The organism is Selenomonas sp. GACV-9 (assembly GCA_900116485.1).
GTDB classification, from domain to species: Bacteria; Bacillota; Negativicutes; order Selenomonadales; family Selenomonadaceae; genus Selenomonas_A; species Selenomonas_A ruminantium_G.
This window is the reverse complement of the sequence record FPAX01000010.1, coordinates 37817-59248: the sequence shown is the minus strand read 5'-3', so window position 1 is coordinate 59248 and position 21432 is coordinate 37817. Positions and strand designations below refer to the sequence as shown.

The 21432-nt window shown below is 56.3% G+C and carries 15 protein-coding genes and 2 tRNA genes; 16 read left to right on the top strand and 1 reads right to left on the bottom strand.

Features of this window, described 5'->3' with window-relative positions; genetic code table 11:
- Positions 1-335: 335 nt before the first annotated feature.
- The 7 genes from pyk to BM322_RS09245 all read left to right on the top strand — a co-directional run bounded on the left by pyk (position 336) and on the right by BM322_RS09245 (position 9818).
- On the top strand, positions 336-1763 hold the full coding sequence (gene pyk / locus BM322_RS09275; RefSeq protein ID WP_075429869.1) for a pyruvate kinase: 1428 nt from the start codon (positions 336-338) through the stop codon (positions 1761-1763).
- 153 nt (positions 1764-1916) lie between these two features.
- Positions 1917-2129: a preprotein translocase subunit SecG gene (gene secG / locus BM322_RS09270; RefSeq protein ID WP_075429910.1), complete on the top strand. Its 213-nt coding sequence runs from the start codon at positions 1917-1919 to the stop codon at positions 2127-2129.
- 72 nt (positions 2130-2201) lie between these two features.
- On the top strand, positions 2202-2948 hold the full coding sequence (locus BM322_RS09265; RefSeq protein WP_075429867.1) for a carboxylesterase: 747 nt from the start codon (positions 2202-2204) through the stop codon (positions 2946-2948).
- A gap of 73 nt (positions 2949-3021) precedes the next feature.
- Positions 3022-5739 (top strand): ribonuclease R, encoded by a 2718-nt coding sequence (gene rnr / locus BM322_RS09260; RefSeq protein ID WP_075429866.1) that lies wholly within the window; start codon positions 3022-3024, stop codon positions 5737-5739.
- Positions 5740-5772: 33 nt separating this feature from the next.
- A complete protein-coding gene (smpB, locus tag BM322_RS09255) occupies positions 5773-6246 on the top strand; it encodes an SsrA-binding protein SmpB (RefSeq protein ID WP_075429865.1) in 474 nt (157 codons plus the stop codon).
- Between the two features lie 129 nt (positions 6247-6375).
- Entirely contained in the window at positions 6376-7725 is a 1350-nt protein-coding gene (locus tag BM322_RS09250) for an amino acid permease (protein WP_075429864.1), read from the top strand.
- 122 nt (positions 7726-7847) lie between these two features.
- Entirely contained in the window at positions 7848-9818 is a 1971-nt protein-coding gene (locus BM322_RS09245; protein WP_075429863.1) for a methyl-accepting chemotaxis protein, read from the top strand.
- Between the two features lie 65 nt (positions 9819-9883).
- Here BM322_RS09245 and BM322_RS09240 read toward each other — a convergent pair whose 3' ends face one another.
- A complete protein-coding gene (locus BM322_RS09240) occupies positions 9884-11083 on the bottom strand; it encodes a chemotaxis protein CheB (RefSeq protein WP_075429862.1) in 1200 nt (399 codons plus the stop codon).
- 168 nt (positions 11084-11251) lie between these two features.
- Between BM322_RS09240 and BM322_RS09235 the strand changes: the two genes are divergently transcribed.
- The 9 genes from BM322_RS09235 to BM322_RS09195 all read left to right on the top strand — a co-directional run bounded on the left by BM322_RS09235 (position 11252) and on the right by BM322_RS09195 (position 21424).
- On the top strand, positions 11252-11824 hold the full coding sequence (locus BM322_RS09235; protein WP_075429861.1) for a hypothetical protein: 573 nt from the start codon (positions 11252-11254) through the stop codon (positions 11822-11824).
- A gap of 80 nt (positions 11825-11904) precedes the next feature.
- Positions 11905-11980: transfer RNA gene (locus BM322_RS09230), tRNA-Thr, on the top strand.
- Between the two features lie 9 nt (positions 11981-11989).
- Positions 11990-12065: transfer RNA gene (locus tag BM322_RS09225), tRNA-Thr, on the top strand.
- 196 nt (positions 12066-12261) lie between these two features.
- Complete coding sequence (locus BM322_RS09220; RefSeq protein WP_075429860.1) at positions 12262-13317, top strand: tetratricopeptide repeat protein; 1056 nt, start codon at positions 12262-12264, stop codon at positions 13315-13317.
- A gap of 24 nt (positions 13318-13341) precedes the next feature.
- Positions 13342-14247, top strand: a complete 906-nt coding sequence (locus BM322_RS09215; RefSeq protein WP_075429859.1) for an AAA family ATPase — start codon at positions 13342-13344, stop codon at positions 14245-14247.
- A gap of 14 nt (positions 14248-14261) precedes the next feature.
- Positions 14262-15950 carry a hypothetical protein gene (locus BM322_RS09210; RefSeq protein ID WP_075429858.1) on the top strand — a complete coding sequence of 563 codons (1689 nt, stop codon included), beginning with the start codon at positions 14262-14264 and terminating at the stop codon, positions 15948-15950.
- Positions 15951-16065: 115 nt separating this feature from the next.
- Positions 16066-17106: an HD domain-containing phosphohydrolase gene (locus BM322_RS09205; RefSeq protein ID WP_318254581.1), complete on the top strand. Its 1041-nt coding sequence runs from the start codon at positions 16066-16068 to the stop codon at positions 17104-17106.
- A 199-nt stretch (positions 17107-17305) separates the two neighbouring features.
- On the top strand, positions 17306-18745 hold the full coding sequence (locus BM322_RS09200; RefSeq protein WP_075429857.1) for a carbon starvation protein A: 1440 nt from the start codon (positions 17306-17308) through the stop codon (positions 18743-18745).
- Positions 18746-18868: 123 nt separating this feature from the next.
- Entirely contained in the window at positions 18869-21424 is a 2556-nt protein-coding gene (locus tag BM322_RS09195) for a heavy metal translocating P-type ATPase (protein ID WP_075429856.1), read from the top strand.
- Positions 21425-21432: the final 8 nt, after the last annotated feature.

The window sequence follows — 21432 nt, the reverse complement described above, 5'->3', positions numbered from 1 at the left end:
CCCTATTGGTATATCGTCAAATCGAATTGAAAAATTAAGGAGAATTTCGCATTACGATTCACTCGTGAATCATACGAATAAGCATAGTTTATTTGGGGGAACAAAGCCAATGAATCTCAAACAAGGCGTGTGTTTTCAGAAAATATTTATTTTGGCAGAATATGGCGGAAATTGTTTTACTTATAGGGGCAAAACGTGTAGAATAATAACTGTCAGAGGGATTGTTCCCTCATATGTTCAGGCCGTGAGCAGAACCTGCCACAGCGACGCCGGGCAACCGGAGGCAGGCTGCTTGTGATAATATGGAGTAAAAAGAATAGGTGGGGATTTACAACATGTTAAAGAAGACGAAAATCATCTGCACGCAGGGACCATCCACGGAGAAACCGGGCGTTATCGACGCGCTGATTGCAAACGGTATGAACCTGGCCCGTTTCAACTTCTCCCATGGTGACCATGAGGAGCATCTGAACCGTATCAACATGGTACGCGAGGCTGCTAAGAAGGCTGGCAAGGTCATCTCCCTTGTTCTGGACACGAAAGGTCCGGAGATGCGTCTGGGCGAGTTCAAAGATGGTAAAGTCATGCTCGAGAAGGGCAACAAGTTCACGCTGACGTATGATGATGAGCCGGGCGATGAGACGCATGTTTCCGTCAACCACAAAGGTCTCTATACGGAAGTAAAACCGGGCGATACGCTGCTTCTGTCCGATGGTCTCGTAGCACTCAAGGTTGATGAGATCAAGGGCAAAGACATTGTCACGACAATCCAGAACAGCGGTAAAATGAGCACGCGCAAACGCGTTGCTGCACCGGGTGTATCGCTGGGCCTGCCGCCGATTTCTGAGCAGGATGAGAAAGACATCATCTTCGGCTGCGAGCAGGACATGGATTTTGTCGCTGCTTCCTTCATCCAGCGTCCGGCTGATGTCCTGGCTATCCGTAAGCTCATCGAGGAGCACAATGGCCATATGGAGATCATCCCGAAAATCGAGAACCTCGAAGGCGTCAAGAACTTCGATGCTATCCTTGAGGTTTCCGATGGTATCATGGTTGCCCGTGGTGACCTCGGCGTTGAGGTTCCGGCTGAGGATGTGCCGCTGATCCAGAAAGAGATCATCCGCAAGTGCAACAAGGCTGGCAAACCGGTCATCGTTGCTACGCAGATGCTTGATTCCATGGAGCGTAACCCGCGTCCGACCCGTGCAGAGGTTTCCGACGTTGGTAATGCTATCCTTGATGGTACGGATGCCATCATGCTGTCCGGTGAGACGGCTTCCGGTGACTATCCGGTTGAGGCAGTCGCTACGATGAACCGCATCGCTTGCCGCATCGAGTCCGCTCTGGAGTACAAAGACCTCTTCATCGAGCGCGGCTTCGAGCATCTCCAGTCCCGTACGCGTGCAGTCGCTCATGCTACGGTACAGATGGCTTATGAGCTCGATGCTCCGGCTATCATCACGCCGACCGAGAGCGGTTACACGACGAAAGTCGTTTCCAAGTATCGCCCGAAAGCAGCTATCGTTGCTTACACGCCGAGCGAGAAAGTTGTCCGTCAGCTGAACCTGCGTTGGGGCGTATATCCGATCCTCGGCACGGAGTGGAACGATGTTGACGAGATGCTCAGCAATGCTACGGCTGCCGCTGTCAAGAACGAGTACGTAAAACGCGGCGACACGACGATCGTTACCTCTGGTATCAAAGTTGACAGCAGCGCTGCTGTCGGCAAGAACACGAACTCCATCCGTGTTTACGCTATCTGATAGATCCATCAGACTTTTCAAGGAGTTTCCCTGCGGGGAGACTCCTTTTTTGTTTTTCGATGCTTTTTCTTGCGGAGGGGAGCTACTCTATGGTAGAATAATATGGAAACTGTAATTAAAGGGAGGCTTACATAGATGTTGCTTACCGTTTTGATGATATTAGATGCATTGGTAGCAATTATCCTCATCGCGTCGGTGCTGGGCCAGGAAGCGAAATCCGCTGGCATGGGCGGCATGGGCGGCGGTGCGGATACCGTGTTCTCGAGCAAGGCTCGGGGAATGGATGCGCTGCTGGCACGCGTGACCGTGGTTTTTGCGATCTTATTTGCGGTCATTACGATCGTGATTGCCCGCATGACCAACTAATACGAGAGAGCGTTCCCTGTTCTGCAGTATCAGAGCAGGGGCGTTTTGCATTATGGCGAGGGAGGCAAGAGGATGATATTACCCGGTGCAGAGCCGTTTTTCCTGCCAGGAGGCAGGGAAGGTGTGCTGCTGATCCATGGTTTTACGGGGCTGCCGGCAGAGCTGCTGCTCTTGGGGCAGCACCTGCATGCGCGCGGCTTTACGGTGCTTGGCGTCCGGCTGGCCGGTCATGGGACGACTGTTGAGGACATGAGCCATATGACCTGGGAGGACTGGATGGATTCCGTCCGGGATGGCTATGCCCTGCTGTCTGGTTTCTGTGATACCATCGATGTCATCGGTCATTCGATGGGGGGCCTGTTTGCACTGCTCCTGTCGACGGAGGAGGAGATCGGCAAGGTGGTCACACTGGCCGCACCTATCCAGATCGCGGAGGAACGCGGTATAAGGTTCCTGCCGCCGCGTGAGGTCTGCAACAACCAGTTCATCCCGAAAGCTCGCCGCCGTCTCGAGGGAGTGCCGGAGGCGGTCAACAACACATACCGCAAGATGCCGCTCATCGGCGTCCATGAGCTCGTCGATGTCATCGAGAAGACGAAGGGCTGTATCGATAAGGTCACGGCACCGGTACTCATCATGCATAGCCATGATGACCATACGGCGGCACCTGCCAGTGCAGAATATATCTATGAACATGTACAGAGTCATATCCGCCGGATATGCTGGCTGGAAAAGTCCGGCCATCTGCTGCCAGTGGCAGTGGAACGCGAGAAAGTATTTGCTGAGGCTGCGGCCTTCCTGCAGGCGCCTGACGCGTAAGTGGTGCCGGACAGGAGAATCGAGTCGCAAGAGCTGGTGAGCTCTTCGAGGAAAAGGGAGAAAAAGAAACTTTATGGATTTGAAAGAAAGAATTGTCGCGTATATGCGTGAGGACGCCTATAAGCCGCTGCTGGCTGAGGATCTGGCTGAGGAGATGGAGCTTACCCTTGAGGAGCAGGTGGAGTTTCCTCAGGCTCTTGAGGAGCTCGAGCAGGAGGGCGCGATCATCCGGAACCGCAGCGACCTCTACGGTGTACCCAGCCGCATGCATCTTGTGGTAGGGCGTATTTCCATGACGGCTAAGGGCTTTGGCTTCATCATTCCTGACGTGCGTGAAACCGAAGAGGAGACGGACGTATTCGTACCGGGCCCGGGCGTGGGCTCGGCCATGCATGGCGACCGCGTCGTGGCTCGTGTCACGCCGTCGGAGGAACCGGGCCGTTCGCGGGAAGGCGAGATCATCCGCATCCTGGAGCGCGCGAATGAGAAGATTGTCGGTACCTTCGAGAGCAGCAAGACCTTTGGTTTTGTGACGCCGGACAACACGAAACTCACCCAGGATATCTTCGTGCCGAAGAAGTTCTTCCATGGGGCCAAGACGGGCAGCAAGGTTGTCGTCAAGGTCACGAAGTGGCCGGATGGCCGACGCAATGCCGAGGGCGATGTCATCGAGGTGCTCGGCAAGGTGGGCGATCCTGGTGTCGATGTGCTGGCGGTCATGCGCCAGTATGAGCTGTCGGAGACATTCCCCGAGGATGTGCAGGCAGCTGCCGATGCAGTGGAACAGGAGCCGTCGCCGGAGGAATACCGCGGTCGTGCCGACCGCCGCAATCTGCCCATCGTGACGGTGGATGGCGAGGACTCCAAGGACCTCGACGATGGTGTCTTTGCACGCAAGAATGAGGATGGCTCGTTCTTCCTCGGCGTCTATATCGCCGATGTCAGCTGGTATGTGCGGGAGAATCAGCCGCTGGACCGCGAGGCCTATGCGCGCGGCACGAGTGTCTATCTTGTCGACCGTGTCATCCCGATGCTGCCGAAGGAACTCTCGAATGGCATTTGCAGCCTCAATGCGGGCGTTGACCGTCTGTCGATGGCCTGCGAGATGCAGATTTCCCCAGAGGGTGAGATCACGAGCTACGAGATCCTGCCGACGGTTATCCATGTATACCGCCGCCTGACCTACAATATCGTCAATAAGGTGCTGGTCGACAAGGAAGAACCCTTCCTGTCCGACAACCATGATATCGGCACGATGCTTGAGACGCTGGCCGAGCTGCGCGGCGTGCTCAAGGCTAAGCGCCATCGCCGGGGCTCCATTGATTTCGACCTGCCGGAGGTAAAGGTCAAGCTCGACGAGAAGGGCCATCCGATTGCGCTGATCAAGCGCGAGGGTTCACTGGCTGAGTCCATCATCGAAGAGTGCATGCTGGCGGCCAACGAGACGGTGGCCCGCCATATGGATACGAAACATCTGCCGTTCATGTACCGCGTCCATGAGCAGCCGACGACGGAGAAGATTGAGCGTCTCAACAACCTGCTCGGGGCCTTTGGCCTGTTTGTCCGTCAGGACGAGGCTGGCCAGATCCAGCCGATGGATGTGCAGAAGGTACTCGAGAAGGTCGAGGGCCGTCCTGAGGAGCGCATCATCAGCACCGTGGCCCTGCGCTCGATGCAGCAGGCACGTTATTCGGAGCTCAGCCTCGGCCATTTCGGCCTGGCGGCGCGTTACTATACGCACTTCACGTCGCCAATCCGCCGCTATCCGGACCTTATCGTGCACCGCCTGCTGCGGGAGACCTTTGCCACGGGCACGCTGCCAGCTGAGCGTCAGGCCAAGCTCAAGACCGTGCTGCCGGAGACGGCCGACCATGCGTCGCAGCGCGAGCGCATCGCCATCGAGGCTGAGCGCGAGACGACGGATATGAAGAAAATCGAGTATATGGCCCAGTTTGTCGGCGAGGAATTCTCCGGTGTCATCAGCGGCGTCACGGCCTTCGGCATCTTTGTCGAGCTCGACAACGGCGTCGAGGGGCTGGTCCATGTCTCGACGATGGTCAATGATTACTATGAATACGTCGAGGAGCAGTTTGCGATGGTCGGTGAGCGCACCCAGGCCAAGTACCGCCTCGGCGATGAAGTGGAGGTATTGCTTGTGCGAGCCAGCGTTGAGGAACGCAACCTTGACTTCGTGCTCAAGGACAATGGTGCCTATGACCCCGAGGCCATGAAGAACGCTGTCCGCGGCGGCCGCAATGGCGTCAAGGGCAAGTCCGGCAAAGGGGGCAAAGGCGACAAGAAGGGCGGCAAGGATAAGGATAAGAAGACCAAGGGCCGCAATGACCGCAAGCCGAAGAAGGCTGACATCAGCCCCGATGAGCTTATCGCTGAGCAGCTGTTTGCTGTCGATGGCGAGGAAAAGCCGAAGAAGAAACGTTCCCGTGGTGACCGTGGGAAGAAACGCGGCGCCTCGGGAGAAAAACTGCCAGCGAAGGAGCAGGCCCAGCCGGCCAAGGGCGGCCGCAAGCGTGGGGACAAGGCCCCGCAGGCAAAGGAAAAGAGCGGCGACCGCAGCCGCAACCGTGAGGAGCGCCGCGGTGGCAAGGAAGGTGACTACCATCGCGTCTATGTGACGGGACTGAACAGTGCCGTCTGGCCGGATCCGCCGGGGTATCATGAGCGCAAGCTGCGGGAGGAGGCCCGTCAGGAGAAAGAAAAGGCCAAGAAAGCTCCGAAACGCCGTCCGCGTCCGCATCGCAAGACCGAGGGCGGTACGGCCAACAGCAAATGACTATTCCCACTGAAAGCAGTGAGGTGAACATTATTGGGGAAGAAAAACATTGCCATCAAGATTGCCTGCGAAAACCGCAAGGCACGTCATGATTTTTTCATCCATGAGACCTTTGAGGCAGGACTGGCCCTGCAGGGGACCGAGGTCAAATCCTTGCGGGCCGGCAAGGCCAACCTCAAGGACAGCTATGCCGTCATCAAGAATGGCGAAGTTTTCGTCGAGCATATGCATATCAGCCCGTATGAGCAGGGAAACATCTTCAACCATGATCCGCTGCGCACCCGCAAGCTCTTGATGCACAAGGCGGAAATCATCAAGCTGTTCAGCAAGACGCGGGAGAAGGGCTTTACCCTTGTGCCGCTCAAGGTATACTTCAAGCATGGCCGCGCCAAGCTCGAGCTCGCGCTGGCCAGCGGCAAGCACAACTACGACAAGCGTCAGGACCTGCAGGCCAAGGCGGCCAAGCGCGATGTGGAACGCGCCTTGAAAGACCGTCAGCGCTATTGAGGAAAGAACAGGAAACAAGTCTCGCATCTTCATGCGGGACTTGTTTTATGTTTTTAATGGTGTAATGTTGTAAAGCAGTGGCGGGAAATGGTATAATAGGCAGGTATTCTTTGAATTGGAGATGAATCTATGAGTGAACCGACGAAAATGAAACGTGGGCTCAAGAATCGTCACTTGCAGATGATAGCGCTGGGCGGCGCCATCGGCACGGGACTTTTCTACGGCTCGACTTCGACAATAGCGCTGGCAGGGCCGGCGGTCATGCTGGCCTACCTGCTAGGCGGCATCGTGATCTTCTTTATCATGCGCATGCTGGGGGAGATGGCTGTTGATGAGCCAGTATCGGGGTCGTTCAGCTACTATGCGACGAAGTATTGGGGCAAGTTTCCAGGGTTCCTGTCCGGCTGGAACTATTGGTTCAACTACGTGCTGGTGTCGATGGCCGAGCTCACGGCAGTCGGCATCTATATGCAGTTCTGGTATCCTGACCTGCCGCAGTGGATTGCGGCGCTGGTCTGCCTCGTGGTCATCACGGCCATCAATCTCATCAATGTCAAGCTCTACGGCGAGTTCGAGTTTTGGATGGCGCTGATCAAGATCTCAGCTATCGTCTTGATGATCGTGCTGGGCTTATATCTGCTGTTTGCGGGACCGCAGAGCTTCCCTGATAATTTCAGCAATATCTGGGTCAATGGCGGTTTCCTGCCCAATGGCTGGTGGGGATTGGCGCTGGCGACAGCAGTCGTCATGTTCTCCTTTGGCGGCATTGAGCTCATCGGCATCACGGCTGGCGAGGCTGAGGAGCCGGACAAGACTATCCCGCGGGCAATCAATCAGGTCATCTGGCGCATCCTGCTCTTCTATGTCGGTACGATGGCAGTGCTCATGGCACTTTGGCCGTGGAATCAGGTCGGTGCTGAGGCCAGCCCCTTCGTGCAGATTTTCTCCCATGTCGGCGTGCCGGCCGCAGCCCATATCCTGAACTTCGTCGTCCTCACGGCGGCGGTGTCGGTCTACAATTCGGCCATCTACAGCAACAGCCGCATGCTCTACGGCCTGGCCAGCAAGGATGAGGCGCCGGAGTTCCTCGCACAGCTGTCGGGACGCGGCGTGCCAGTCAAGGGCATCTTCGTCTCGTCAGGCATCACGCTGATCTGCGTAGCGCTCAACTATTTCTTCCCGGGCAAGATCTTCATGTATCTGATGTCGATTGCGACGATTGCGGCGACCATCAGCTGGATGACGATCACGATCACCCATCTGAAATTCCGCCGTCGTTGCCGTGAGCAGGGTAAGGTTACGAAGTTCAGATCGCCGCTTTATCCGGCGGTCAATTATATCTGCATCGCGTTCCTGGCTGCTGTCTGGTACTTCATGCTGCAGATTCCCGATATGGCCTTGGCCGTCTATCTGCTGCCGGTCTGGCTGCTGGCTCTGTGGCTAGGCTACCTCTATCGCGAAAGAAAACATGATGCCTGAAAAAACTGTCATCGCATAGCGATGGCAGTTTTTTATTGGCAGGAGTTCAGGCAGGAAAGCGCGAATATAGAAAACAATAGTGATGTTTAGGGAGATGAATTGCAAGGAAAGAGGTATGTATCATGGGGTTGAAACAGAAATTCCTGACGCTCGCAGGTGTTGTGGGCATTCTCATGGCTGTCATGTCGCTTATCGGCTACTATATGGCCAGCAGTGACCTGAAGACAAGTGTCGAGACAGAACTCAGGGCAACGGTAGCCCGCGATGCGGCCACCTTGGATGGCTGGCTGCGCGAAAAGAAGGCTGTTGATGTGAGTACGGCCAACACGGCCTCCGAGATGAAGGGGGATATGAGCCGCATCAAGACCAAGGCAACGATGGGCACGATCGTTTCGGACAAGGAAATCCTCGAAATGTCCATCGGTCTTGAGGATGGGTATTTCGGTGTATTCTATTCGCCGGATGAGACGGGCAAGAAGGATCCGACACAGCGTCCTTGGTACAAAGAGGCTAAGGCTGCGGGCAAGACGGTGTTCACCGAGGCTTATGTAGCGGCCAGCACGGGCAAGCTCGTCGTATCCGTGGCAACGCCAATCAAGAATGAGGGCCAGTTCATCGGTGCTACCTGCACGGATATCGCGCTCGACGTGCTCGACAAGCAGGCCGAGGAGATGAAATACCATGGCGAGGGTATCGGCCTCATCATGGAGCGCTCTGGCAATATCCTGGCTACGACCGGTATTGGCGAGGCGATGAAGAACATCAAGGACGTCGAGGGTGTCGGCAAGCATTTTGATGAGATGCTGCAGACGGAGAAGGGGTATTTCGAGATCGAGCTCAATGGTGCGACGCAGCTGTTTGCCTATCGGACGGTGCCGACAACTGGCTGGGTCATGGCCATTGCCGTGCCGGAATCCTTTGTCTTTGCATCGCTCAATCATCTGAAGATCATCTATGGTGTCCTGACAGTGGTGGGGCTGCTGCTCACGATGTTCGTGTTCCTGACCTTTGCGAACCGCATCACGACACCAATCTTAGGGCTTGAGAATCATGCCACTGAGCTGGCCAATGGCAATCTGCATATGGAAGATCTGCCAGTGATGTCGGCGGATGAGATTGGCGCTTTGACCCAGGCCTTCAATACGATGAGCGGCAATCTACGCAAACTGATCTCACAGATGGCGACGACTTCAGAGCAGGTGGCGGCATCGTCGGAGGAGCTCACGGCCAATGCCCAGCAGTCGGCTGATGCCTCGGTCCATGTAGCTGAGACCGTCGGCGATGTGTCCCAGGGCATGGCTGAGCAGCTCAAGGATATCGATGCGGCCAAGAAGAATGTCGATACGGTATTTACGGATATCAACTCCATGGCAGAGAAGGCGCGTACTGTTTCAGATACATCGACCCAGACAGCCAGTGCTGCCCAGAAGGGCTCACAGCTCATGGAGAATGCAGTAGCGCGCATGGGCAATATCGAGACCAGTGTCATGTCGTCGGCTGAGGTGGTCAAGAAACTCGGCGAGAACAGCCAGAAGATCGGTCAGATCGTTGAGGCAATCTCGTCGATTGCCGAGCAGACGAACCTGCTGGCACTCAACGCAGCCATTGAGGCGGCACGCGCCGGTGAACACGGCCGTGGCTTTGCTGTCGTGGCTGAGGAGGTCAGAAAGCTGGCGGCTGAGTCGCAGGAGTCGGCGGAGCAGATCAAGGAGCGCATCGCGTCAATCCAGAAGGATACGGCTGAGGCTGTCGAGTCGATGGAGGCGGGGACGGACGAAGTGAAATCTGGTACGACTGCTATCCGCGAGGTCGGTGCGCAGTTTGCGGATATCCTGTCGATGGTCAACGGCATCAACACGCAGATGGAAGAGATCAATGCCTCGGTGCAGACAGTAACCGATGGTGCCAGCCATATCGTCGAGGCGGTGGATTCCATCGATACCATCAGCCGTAAGACGGCGGAAAGCACGTCGAGCATTTCGGCGGCGACTGAAGAGCAGTCAGCTTCCAATGAGGAGATTGCTGCGGCATCCCAGGCTTTGGCCAAGATGGCCACCGATATGCAGTCGGCTATCGGCAAGTTCAAGCTTTGAGGATCGTGCAGCACGGCAAAAAAAGCAAGGCTCCAGGCATGTGCCTGGAGCCTTGCTTTTTGCATTCAGGTGCGGGCGGCATAGGTGATGGCAGCTGCCATGCCGTCAAGTGCTACTTGCCGCTCGACAGCGCCGCAGTCATAGGCTGCCTTGGGCATGCCGTAGACGATGCAGCTGGCCTCGTCCTGTCCCAGGGTCGGTGAGCCCTGCTCACGCATATGCAGGAGGCCTTCGGCACCATCCTTGCCCATGCCGGTAAGGATGACGCCAAGGGCATGGCTGCCGATTTCCCTGGCAACGGATTCGAACAATACATCGACCGAAGGGCAGCAGCTGTGCACAGGTTCGCCGGGATGGCAATCGAGTACCATCTGGGTGCCCTGGCGCTGGACGGTCATATGCATATTGCCAGGGGCAATGTAGACATGGTTGGGCCGGACAATGTCGCCAGATGCGCCTTCCTTGACGTCAAGGACGCACTCGGTATTGAGGCGCTCCGCCAGCAGACGGGAGAACATCGGCGGGATATGCTGGACGACAACGATGCCAGGCAGTGGCGGCCGCAGCTGGGGCAGGATAGCTGACAGAGCTTCGGTACCGCCTGTGGAAGAGCCGATGGCAATCAGCTGGATCTGTGCCTTGGCAAGATTTGCCGGCTGTGAAACAGGCGGTGGCGATGCCGGCGGCAATGGTGTGACTGGTGGTGTATCAGAAGGCGCGATGGGCGGCGAAGGCTGCGGGGCAGCCTTCGTGTGCAGGACCTGTTGGGCTGCAGACGACAGTGGCAGCCAGCCTTTGCTGGGCATAGTTGCTGTCCAAATCTCACGCGTGACGATAGCGCCCGGGCCAACGTCAGTGTGTTCGACTTTATCCGTTGGTGTCTGGCTCGTAATCAGCTGGACTAATTCGTCAAAAAAGCTGTCAAGGGGTTGATTGGGGCCGGGCTTCTGGACGTGGGCGATAGCGCCGCAGCCCAAAGCCGTGCGGCGGCTGGTGCTCAGCAGCCCATAGGTAATGATGGGCAGACCTGGATGCTGACTAGTCAGCAGGGGCAGGAATGGATTGCCGTCAACCGTGATGACGCCCATGGCGAAATTCATGAGCAGGATGGAAGGGCGGAACAGTGACAGCTTGCTCTGTGCCTCGATGGGATCGCCAGCCCGTTCGATGAGACTGCCGGATGGCAGCCGCTTCAGCAGGGCATCAGCACAGGCATCCCGGAAGAATATGGAATTTTCGATGAGCAACAGCCGAATATCCCGCATGTCATGCCTCCATTTTGCGGCCAGAACAGCCCTGAATATCTGGCTTCATTGTAGCATATCATACTTATTGCTGGAAAGAAGGAATATGCAGATAAATGTTGAATTAATATTTTTGGATGGTAGAATAGTTTCCAGAGGAATGGAAACAAAGATAGGAGTGTATGTATCATGAATCGAATCAGCAGATTGTTTGCAGCCGCTGGCTTTGCAGCCGCTATGGTATTTGCCCAGGGCCAGGCCGACGCCATGGTCGTCACGGGAATCAGTCAGAGCATGACGATTGCCGACAAGACGGTAACGGCAACAGATCAGGATGGCGAGAAGATCAAGTTCGTCGCCGATGGCAAGGTCATGCGACTGATGAGTGCCGACGGTACCAAGGATTTCATGTCGTTCAACAGCTTTGATGGCCTGTATACGGGAGTGGAGTTCAGTGTCCGGGCGATCGAGACGGCAGATCCAGGCAAGCGCTTGTTTGAGATCATCGCAACGCGCGGCGGCAATGGCAAGAACTGCGGCTATTGGCTCGTGGGCAAGCATATGGGCCAGTGGACGACATATGTATCCTGGAACAGCTTAGCCAATATCGGCTTCCGCGTCGATCGCTGGCATCAGCTGTCCTCGCGCATCGTCGATCAGCAGCTCGTGGTGACAAGCACGGATGGCTATGGCCATGTAGATTTCCAGACGCAGGTATTCTGGGATGCATCGTGCGGCTGGTTCGGTCTCAGAAGAATGTAAGAAATAAAAAATAAGTGTTGACAGGATGATTGTCATCGCTTATAATTAATCCTGTCAGTTACGGAAGTGATTGACAGATTGCTGATTTAGCTCAGTTGGTAGAGCAGCTCATTCGTAATGAGCAGGTCGTAGGTTCAAGTCCTATAATCAGCTCCATTTTTCTTTGCTGATTTAGCTCAGTTGGTAGAGCAGCTCATTCGTAATGAGCAGGTCGTAGGTTCAAGTCCTATAATCAGCTCCATTGAGAGTATGAGGTCTCCGAGAAATCGGAGACCTTTTTTGCGTAGGCAGGACTTTTGCTGGATTTGGAGAAATACTCCTAGTAGCGATTTAATCGAAATATTAATTGGGATTAATGACATTGTCAACTGATTTTCTTATGATGAAGATACATAATAGTAGATATTGTGGGAGGATAAGAGGCAAAGGTGGTATATATGGGGAGATTTCTTACTGGCCTGCTGGCTGCAATCATGATGTTCATAGGGACGGTGGCTTGCGAGGCAGCACCACAGGTCATTACGGCGTCAGGAACCTATACGATGGGCGAGAATGACTCGCCGAAGATAGCTAAGGATGCCGCCCGGCAGGAGGCCATGCGCGTGGCAACTGAGAAAGCTGGCGTCTATGTGGAGAGCTACTCCAAGACACAGAATATGCAGCTCAGTGAAGATGATGTCAAGGTCATATCGGGGGCAATCCTCAAGGTGACCGATGAGAAGGCTGAGCCGGATCTTACCAATGGTGTCTGGCGTTATAAAGTGACGATCACGGCGGAGGTAGATACGGATAATATCGATCTCAAGGCCATGATGGATAACCGTGCCAAGCTCGAGAAGCTGCAGAAAGAGCGGGATGAGCTGAAAAAACAGAATGAAGAGCTGTTGGAAAAATACAGGAAGGCCAAGGGGGCGGAGAAGGATAAGATCGGGACGAAACTCGAATCGCAGTATGACCTTGGCCAGGTATTCGACCGCTGTGTGGCGATGATCCAGCGCGGCGAGCAGTCGCGGGCCATAAGTGAGCTCAGTCAGGTAATAGGTGACAAGTCTGTGACGGACAGTCCGCTCGCATACGCCTACTATCTGCGTGGACGGGCCTATTATGAGCTGGCCGAATATGATATGGCGTTGGAGAATTTCAGTGAGTCACAGCGGACGCCGCATAACGACAGTATCTATCCAGTCTGGCGGTCGCATTACTATCGCGGCCTGATTTACTATGACCGCCGCCGTTGGCAGGATGCTTATGAGGAACTCAAGCTGGCCTGGGATGCATCGGACCACACGGACCGTGAGATGTACCAAGCTATGCAGCGGGCTGAGGAGATGGCATATCCTCAGGCTGAGCCGGAACGGAGAGGCCCTTCGAGGCAGCCACGGCGTCCATCGGGCGGTGGCATCGACTGGGGGCATATCCTCGGGGAGATCATCACGGGGGCCATCAACGAGAGCGGCCTGGCATCGGATATCCAGATTACCGTGCGCAACTGACCCGAATGGAGACGATGATGCGTCATGAGAGAGTTTTGGCAGCAACAGGGATTGCGTGAAACACTGCTGACGGCTGTAGACCGCTTTCGCCAGCAGTATCCGTGGCAGGGACAGCGGCCGCTAGCAGCACCACGGTATCATTACTATGGCCGGGAGATCATCGAGGCGGCTGTCACGGCTATGCTGGCAGGAGAGAATCTGCTGCTCACAGGGCCAAAAGCCACAGGAAAGAATGTGCTGGCCGAGAATCTGGCGGCAGCCTTCGGGCGTCCGGATTGGAATGTATCGTTCCATATCAACATGGATGCTGCGTATCTGATCGGCACAGATACCTTTCGGCAGGGAGCTGTGGAATTCCGTCCGGGGCCTGTCTATGCGTGCGCGGAAAGCGGCGGCTTTGGCGTGCTCGATGAGATCAACATGGCTCGCAATGAGGCGCTGGCGGTCCTGCATTCGCTGCTCGATTTCCGGCGTATCCTCGATGTTCCGGGCTATGGGCGGCTACGTATCCATCCGGCAGCCCGGTTCATTGCGACGATGAATCACGGCTATGCGGGAACGCGGGAGCTCAACGAGGCATTGGCTTCGCGCTTCGTGATCCTGCAGCTGCCGGTGCTTGATGGCGATGGCGTGGAGCGGCTGCTGGCCGCGGAGTTCCCGCGGCTCATGACGCCGGGGCGGCGGCAGTTTGCGGCCTTGTTCCTCGACCTGCAGCAGAAGTGCGAACATGCTCAGATCAGCAGCAAAGCGGTGGACCTGCGCGGCCTGCTCGATGCCTTGCGGCTTATCGAGCTGGGGCTGAGCGTGCGGCAGGCGCTGGCCATGGGGCTGGTAAACAAGTGCTTTGATGCCGAGGAACGCGAGCTCGTGGAGGATACCATTGCCCTGCGCATTGCAGGCAGCATGACGGCTGCAGAGCTTTTTGATTGAGGGCGGAGGCACATATGCAGACAGCTGGCAGGGAAAGCCGCGAACGGCGGGCGCTCAACATCGTCTGGACAGCGGCTGGCGAATACGGTTTCCGACCGGATTTCCTGGCGTTCCAGCGTGATGGGACGCCGGATGTCTATCTGAATTCCATCGTGGGACTGGCCCATCGCTTTTATGATGCGGAGAAATTAGCTGCATATGTCCGGCAGCTCGATCGGTCCCTGTTGCACGAGATATTCGAGGATATCCTTTGGCTGGGTATCGAGCAGGCGGTGTATCAGCGGGAACTGCCGGTGCGGCCGGCCTTGGCTGAGCTGAGGCAGCAGCATGCAAGGCAATTCCTGCGCGATGATATCGATGTGTCCATGCAGAGTCTTATGCTGCGCAGCGAAATCGTCCATACGCTGAAGGCCGGACGCTGCCATGAGATATTAGGCGGTCCGACAGGCATCCGCAATCCCTGGGATAAATGCCTCTATGCCGCCCTTGACTATCCGGCCGAGATCACAACGGATGAGATCATCCAGCGCACAGAAGGGATCCTGCGGCGCTTTTTCGTGTTCCGTCTGATGACCGGCCAACAGCGAAGCTGGCACATCCCTTTAGGCAGTTGCGTCAGTGCCTGGCTGCGCCGGTTCGTGCCGCATGAGGCGGCAGCGTCTGTACAGCGTCTGGGCAATACTGCCAGGTCGGCAGCTGGCCATGGCAGCGTGGAAAGCTGTCCGCTGCCGGCGGAGGACGCAATGGCAAAGGTACGGCGGGACTTTGGTGTACCGCTGCTTCCCGAGGCAGAACGGCTGCGCATTGAGCAGGAGCTCTGCCGAGGTAGTCATCGTAAGGTGCGGCTCTACTATGCCAAGGGGGGCGCGAATCCGGCAAGCCTTGCGAATCGGGGCTTCTGGCAGGAGCAGCAGGTGCGCTGCCGGCTGGTGATGCGCCAGCTGTGTGAGCGGCTGAAGAGCTGCCTGAGCGTATACCAGCAGCCACTTGCCCTGCCAGCGCATAAGGGGCGTTTTACTGCCGGCAGGGTATGGCGGGCAGTATGCCTTGAGGACAGCCGTGTGTTTACTGCCTGGCAGGTGGATGAGCAGTCTGACTTTGATGTGACGTTGCTGCTCGATGCATCGGAGTCCCGGCGGGCACAGCAGGGAACTATTGCTGCCCAAGCCTATGCGATTGCCATGAGCCTCATGGCGTGCAGGATTCCTGTGCAGGTCCTGGCGTTCTGCAGCCTGAGTGGGATTACGGTGCTGAGCCAGCTCAAGGATTTTGCTGCTGGCGATGCGGAGGGCGTGTTCGACTATGCAACGCGTGGCTGGAACCGGGATGGACTGGCCCTGCCGGCAGCAGCGAAGCTGCTGCGCCAGGCTGCAGGCCGCCAACAGCTGCTGCTCGTGCTCACCGATGCGAATCCGAGTGACGAGCTTGGGCTGCCACTGGCCGGTGGCCTCATGAGCCGCCGCTATATGGATACACCGGCCATCCAGGATACAGCGGCGGCAGCAAAAGCGCTGCGTCAGCAAGGTATCCGGCTGATTGGCCTGGTGAACAGTACGGTGGCTGGTGAGGGCGTGAGTTCTGCTGCGCGGGAGATATACGGACAGCAGGTGGCGCGCATCGAGCGTATCGAACAGCTGGCTGCGGCGGTAGGGCGGCTTATCGAGCAGCAGGTCCAGCAGGGAGCGGCTCTGAAAGATTTGTAGGTAGGGGCTCTTGCTTTTTTGAGTGAAACAAGGCAAAATATAATAGGGAAATTTTTGATAATTATAAGAATATAATTGTTTCGGATATAAGAGTTCTTACAGGTGATATGAATTTATGCAAATGGATTTGATGCGGCAGTCTGCGGTGCTGGTGGTAGATGGCAGCGAGACTGACCGCAAACAATTGAAGAATATCCTGGCACTGCGCGTGAACCTCTGGGGCGTAACGGCGGGCAGCGAGGCACTGGCCTACATGGGGAACAACTGCCCTGAGCTCGTGCTGCTTTCCGATAAGCTGCCGGATATGGATGGCTTTGAGGTGCTGCGACGTATCCGTGAAGATGAGCGGCTAAAGGATATACCGGTCATCATGATGACGACGGATCAGAGTCAGAAGGCTGAAGCGGCCATTACGATGGCGGGCGCTTTTGATATCGTGCGCAAGCCCTTTGTGCCAATCATCGTGGTCAAGAAGGTGGAACAGGTACTGGAGTTGCAGTATCTGCACCGCCATCTGCGCAGCGAGGTCAGGCGGCAGACGCGTCTGGCTGAGGAACGTCTGGCATCGAGCCAGCGGCTGTTCGAGGAGACGGTCATGGCGCTGGCGAAGACCATCGATGCCAAGGATGCCTATACGCGCGGCCACTCGCAGCGCGTGGGCAGATATGCGCGTTTCATTGCCTATAAGCTTGGCTGGCACGAGGAGGAACAGCAGAAGATATACTTCATGGGGCTGCTCCACGATATCGGCAAGATTGGTGTACCAGAGGCAATCATCAATAAGCCGGACAAGTTGACGGATGAAGAATACAGCAAGATCAAGGAACATACTGTTATCGGTTCCGAGATCCTGGAGATCGTGGCAGAGTTCCCTGAGCTGACGATTGGCGCGCGTTCTCATCATGAGCGCTTTGATGGCAAGGGTTATCCCGACGGCAAGATGGGAGCTGAGATTCCCATCTATGCGCGCATCATCGCTGTGGCTGATGCCTATGATGCGATGACGTCGAAACGCAGCTACCGCGATATCCTGCCGCAGAACGTCGTGCGTGATCAGATTGCCAAGGGCCGTGGCAGTCAGTTCGATCCGGAGTTTGCCGATGTGATGCTGCAGATCATCGATGAAGACGTAGATTATATCCTGCATGAGCGTTGAGCAGGGAGAAACCGCCGCATGGACGATGGAGACGTCATGCGGCGGTTCTTTATAACTACAACTTATCAGAAAAATGTAAAATTTTTATATACTTATAGTTCGGAATATATAGACAATTCATGATACTTATGCTAAGATAATTTACAGGCAATCAAACGTTTTAGTTGTATTCTTTATTCTTGGAATGGGGGGACATTCAATGGTTACATTTCTGATTGCTCTATTGGCACTTATTGGTGGTTATTTCATCTATGGCAAGATAGTCGACAACTTGTTTGGCCCGACTGACAAGCCTACGCCGGCACTGGTCCATAATGACGGTGTTGACTACATCCCGCTGCCGACCTGGCGGGTATTCATGATCCAGCTGCTGAATATCGCCGGTCTTGGCCCGATTTTCGGTGCTTTGGGCGGCGCCCTTTGGGGACCGTCGGTATACCTTTGGATCGTCCTTGGTACGATTTTTGCCGGTGGCGTCCACGACTACCTTTCGGGTATGATTTCCTTGCGCGAGGATGGCAAGAGTATCTCCGAGGTCGTCGGTCATCATATGGGCGGCACGATGCTGTTCATCATGCGCGTATTCTCAGTCGTACTGCTGGTATTAGTCGGTACTGTATTCATGACAGGGCCGGCGGGCCTTTTGGCTAAGCTCACGGGCGTGGCCGTCAATATTGTCCTGCCATGTGTCCTGCTCTATTACTTCCTGGCAACACTCCTGCCGATTGATGCATTGATTGCCCGTTTCTATCCGCTGTTTGGCGCCTGCCTTATCATCATGGCGCTGGGCATCATGGGTGGTATGCTCTTCGGTGTTGGCGGTCACACGATGCCGGAAATGCAGCTGGCCAATTTGCACCCCAAAGGGGATGCAATGCCAATCTGGCCGCTGATGTTCATCACGGTTGCCTGCGGTGCTGTCTCGGGGTTCCATTCCACGCAGTCGCCGATCATGGCCCGTTGCCTCAAGGATGAGCGCCTGGGGCGGCCGGTATTCTACGGTGCAATGGTTTCTGAGGGTATCATTGCCCTTATCTGGGCAGCAGCTGGTGTCACGTTCTACGATAGCACAGGCGGACTGGCCAAGGCTATGGCAGCTGGCGGCGCAGGTTCGGTGGTCTACGATATCTGCGTCGGCTTCATGGGCGGCGCTGGCAGCATGACGGGCTACATTGGAGCGACGCTGGCGATGCTCGGCGTCATCGCCTGCCCGATTACCTCGGGCGACACGGCTTTCCGCAGTGCGCGCCTGACGCTTGCTGACTGGTTCGGCATCGACCAGACCAAGGCTGTCAAACGCTTGATGTTCGCAGTTCCGCTGCTGGCTATCGGCGGCATCCTCTCGCAGATGGACTTCAATATCATCTGGCGTTACTTCTCCTGGACGAACCAGACGCTGGCGATGATCGTCCTCTGGACGGGCGCAACGTATCTCTACCGTGTCCATAAGGGCAGCAAGGCATGGATGATTCCGGCCGTTCCGGCAACGTTCATGTCGGCGGTTACCTTCACGTATATCCTGCAGGCGCCAGAGGGATTCAAGCTGGCGACGAGCATCACGTATCCGTGCGGTATCCTCTTTGCAATCTTCTGTGTGACGCTGTTCACGAAAAAGATCCTGATGGGCAAGAAAGACTGATATCTGGGGCCGTCCCCCTGTGGGGGAGGGCTCTTTTTTTGCCTTGACAGCAATGGTTTTCACGTATAAGATACATTTATAAGTCATGCGAATGATTATTGATTTTATCGTGGAGGTGAGCCATTGAAGAAAGAGAAATTTGCAGTTACTGGCATGACCTGCTCGGCCTGTTCGGCCAGGGTGCAGCGGGCCGTGGAGAAGGTTGCGGGCACGCAGGCGGTCAGCGTCAATCTGCTGACCAACAGCATGCAGCTTGAATATGATGAGACGATCACAAGTCCTGCGGCTATCATTGCCGCAGTGGAAAAAGCCGGCTATGGTGCCACCTGCCAAAGCGACAAGGCGGCAGGCAGCAGTGCGGAGCCACAGGCAAGGCCTGCCGAAGCGCAGGCTGAGGCGCTGCGACGGCGGCTGGTATTGTCGTTGCTGTTCCTGCTGCCGGTCGTCGCCGTGTCCATGCACGGGATGATCTTCATGGCACTGGGAATGCCAGTGCCATCGGGGATAGCGGCAGTCTTTGACGGGCCGGAGAACGCCATCACTTTTGCCTTTGCGCAGATGCTGCTGGTCCTGCCAGTCATGTACCTGAACCGTCATTTCTATAGCGTGGGCTTGCGGACGTTGCTGCAGGGCGCGCCGAATATGGATACTTTGGTTGGCATGGGCTCGATGGCGGCAGCGCTGTTTGGCGCCTTTGCGATCTTCCGCATCGGCTGGGGGCTCGGTCATGGCGACATGGTGCTTGTGGATGAGTACAGCCGCAACCTGTATTTTGAGTCAGCGGGCATGATCGTCACGCTGATTACGGTGGGCAAGTATCTTGAGGCGCGTGCCAAAGGGCAGACGAGCCGGGCCCTCGAAAAGCTCATGGATCTTGCGCCTAAGCAGGCCACGATCCTGCGCGATGGCGCCGAAGTGGTCATTCCCATCGAGTCGCTGGCAGTGGGCGATACGGTTGTCGTCCGTCCTGGTGAACGCATCCCTGTGGATGGCAGGATCTTAGACGGCACGACAAGCGTGGATGAGTCAGCCATATCAGGGGAAAGCATACCGGTGACCAAAGGGGTGGGCGACAAGGTGATCTCAGCGACCATCAACAAGACGGGTTTCATCCATTTCACGGCTGAGCGCGTCGGCGAGGATACGACAATCAGCCAGATCATCCGCCTGGTCGATGAGGCCAGCGGCAGCAAGGCACCGATTGCCCGTATGGCCGATAGGATTGCTGGTGTCTTCGTGCCCGTGGTCATCGCTATCGCCTTGGCTGCGGGCGGCATCTGGCTGGCGCTGGGTGCGGGGGCAGAGTTTGCCTTCTCGATTGCCATTTCGATTCTTGTGATCTCCTGTCCTTGTGCGCTGGGGCTGGCAACGCCAGTCGCCATCATGGTGGGCACGGGTAAGGGGGCGGAGCACGGCATCCTGATAAAATCCGGCGAGGCGCTGGAAAATGCCCAGGCCATCGATACGGTTGTCCTCGATAAGACTGGTACGATTACCGAGGGCAGACCCAAGGTGACAGAGGTCTTGCCAGTGGGTATTGAGGAGAAAGAGCTGCTGGCGGCAGCTGCCGGCTTGGAGCAGGGCAGCGAGCATCCGCTGGCTGAAGCTGTGGTTGGCTATGTGCGTGAGCGTGGTATCGAGCCTGTGTCCATGGCTGATTTTGCGGCGGTCTTCGGCCGTGGCGTCCAGGCGCGGTATGACGAGCAGCGTTGGCTGGCCGGTAATCAGCAGTTCCTGCTGGAGGCAGGTATTGACGTGGCTCCTTACCAGAGCCGTCTCGATGCCCTGGCTGATGAAGGCCGCACGCCGCTCTTGTTTGCGCGCGGGCAGCAGCTTGTCGGCATCATCGGCGTGGCTGATACAGAAAAGCCCACGAGTGCTGAGGCCATCCGCCAGTTTCGGGCGATGGGCATCGATGTGGTCATGCTGACTGGCGACAATGCGCGGACGGCTGAGGCCATCCGCCGCCGGCTGGATATCCCCAAGGTTATCGCGGAGGTCCTGCCGGCCCATAAGGAAGAACATATCGCAGCGCTGCAGGCTGCGGGCCATAAGGTGGCAATGATTGGCGATGGCATCAACGATGCACCGGCACTGGCGCGCGCTGATGTTGGCATTGCCATCGGTGCCGGTACGGATATCGCCATCGAAAGCGCCGATGCTGTGCTCGTGAAGAACGACCTGCTCGCTGCTGTAAATGCCGTGCGCCTGTCGAAGGCGGTCATCAAGAATATTCGGGAGAACTTGTTCTGGGCATTTTTCTACAATGTCATCTGCATCCCGCTGGCGGCTGGTGTATTCTATACGGCGCTGGGCATCAAGCTCTCGCCGGTCATGGGGGCAGCGGCCATGAGCCTGTCTAGCGTCTGCGTCTGCCTGAATGCATTGCGCCTGCGCAGCTTCCAGCCGGTGGCTGCTGCAGGAAGCGCAGCTATAGAAGAGAACTTATCGGAAGAATATAAGGAGGAAAAACAAATGGAAACGACTTTGAAGATTGAGGGCATGATGTGCCAGCATTGCCAGAAACACGTGAATGATGCGCTGTCCAAGATGGATGGCGTCACGAGCGTTACCGTTGACCTTGAGGGCGGCAAGGCTGAGGTCACGGCCAGCCGCGAGATTTCCCGCGAGGAATTCAAGACTGTAATAGAAACGGCTGGTTACGAGCTGGTGGATTGATCTAGATA

Coding starts and splice junctions, on each gene's coding strand:
- rnr (WP_075429866.1), top strand. CDS start 3,022: ATGGATTTGAAAGAAAGAATTGTCGCGTATATGCGTGAGGACGCCTAT.
- BM322_RS09235 (WP_075429861.1), top strand. CDS start 11,252: ATGAATCGAATCAGCAGATTGTTTGCAGCCGCTGGCTTTGCAGCCGCT.
- BM322_RS09220 (WP_075429860.1), top strand. CDS start 12,262: ATGGGGAGATTTCTTACTGGCCTGCTGGCTGCAATCATGATGTTCATA.
- BM322_RS09210 (WP_075429858.1), top strand. CDS start 14,262: ATGCAGACAGCTGGCAGGGAAAGCCGCGAACGGCGGGCGCTCAACATC.
- BM322_RS09205 (WP_318254581.1), top strand. CDS start 16,066: ATGCAAATGGATTTGATGCGGCAGTCTGCGGTGCTGGTGGTAGATGGC.
- BM322_RS09265 (WP_075429867.1), top strand. CDS start 2,202: ATGATATTACCCGGTGCAGAGCCGTTTTTCCTGCCAGGAGGCAGGGAA.
- BM322_RS09200 (WP_075429857.1), top strand. CDS start 17,306: ATGGTTACATTTCTGATTGCTCTATTGGCACTTATTGGTGGTTATTTC.
- pyk (WP_075429869.1), top strand. CDS start 336: ATGTTAAAGAAGACGAAAATCATCTGCACGCAGGGACCATCCACGGAG.
- BM322_RS09215 (WP_075429859.1), top strand. CDS start 13,342: ATGAGAGAGTTTTGGCAGCAACAGGGATTGCGTGAAACACTGCTGACG.
- BM322_RS09250 (WP_075429864.1), top strand. CDS start 6,376: ATGAGTGAACCGACGAAAATGAAACGTGGGCTCAAGAATCGTCACTTG.
- BM322_RS09240 (WP_075429862.1), bottom strand. CDS start 11,083: ATGCGGGATATTCGGCTGTTGCTCATCGAAAATTCCATATTCTTCCGG.
- BM322_RS09245 (WP_075429863.1), top strand. CDS start 7,848: ATGGGGTTGAAACAGAAATTCCTGACGCTCGCAGGTGTTGTGGGCATT.
- secG (WP_075429910.1), top strand. CDS start 1,917: ATGATATTAGATGCATTGGTAGCAATTATCCTCATCGCGTCGGTGCTG.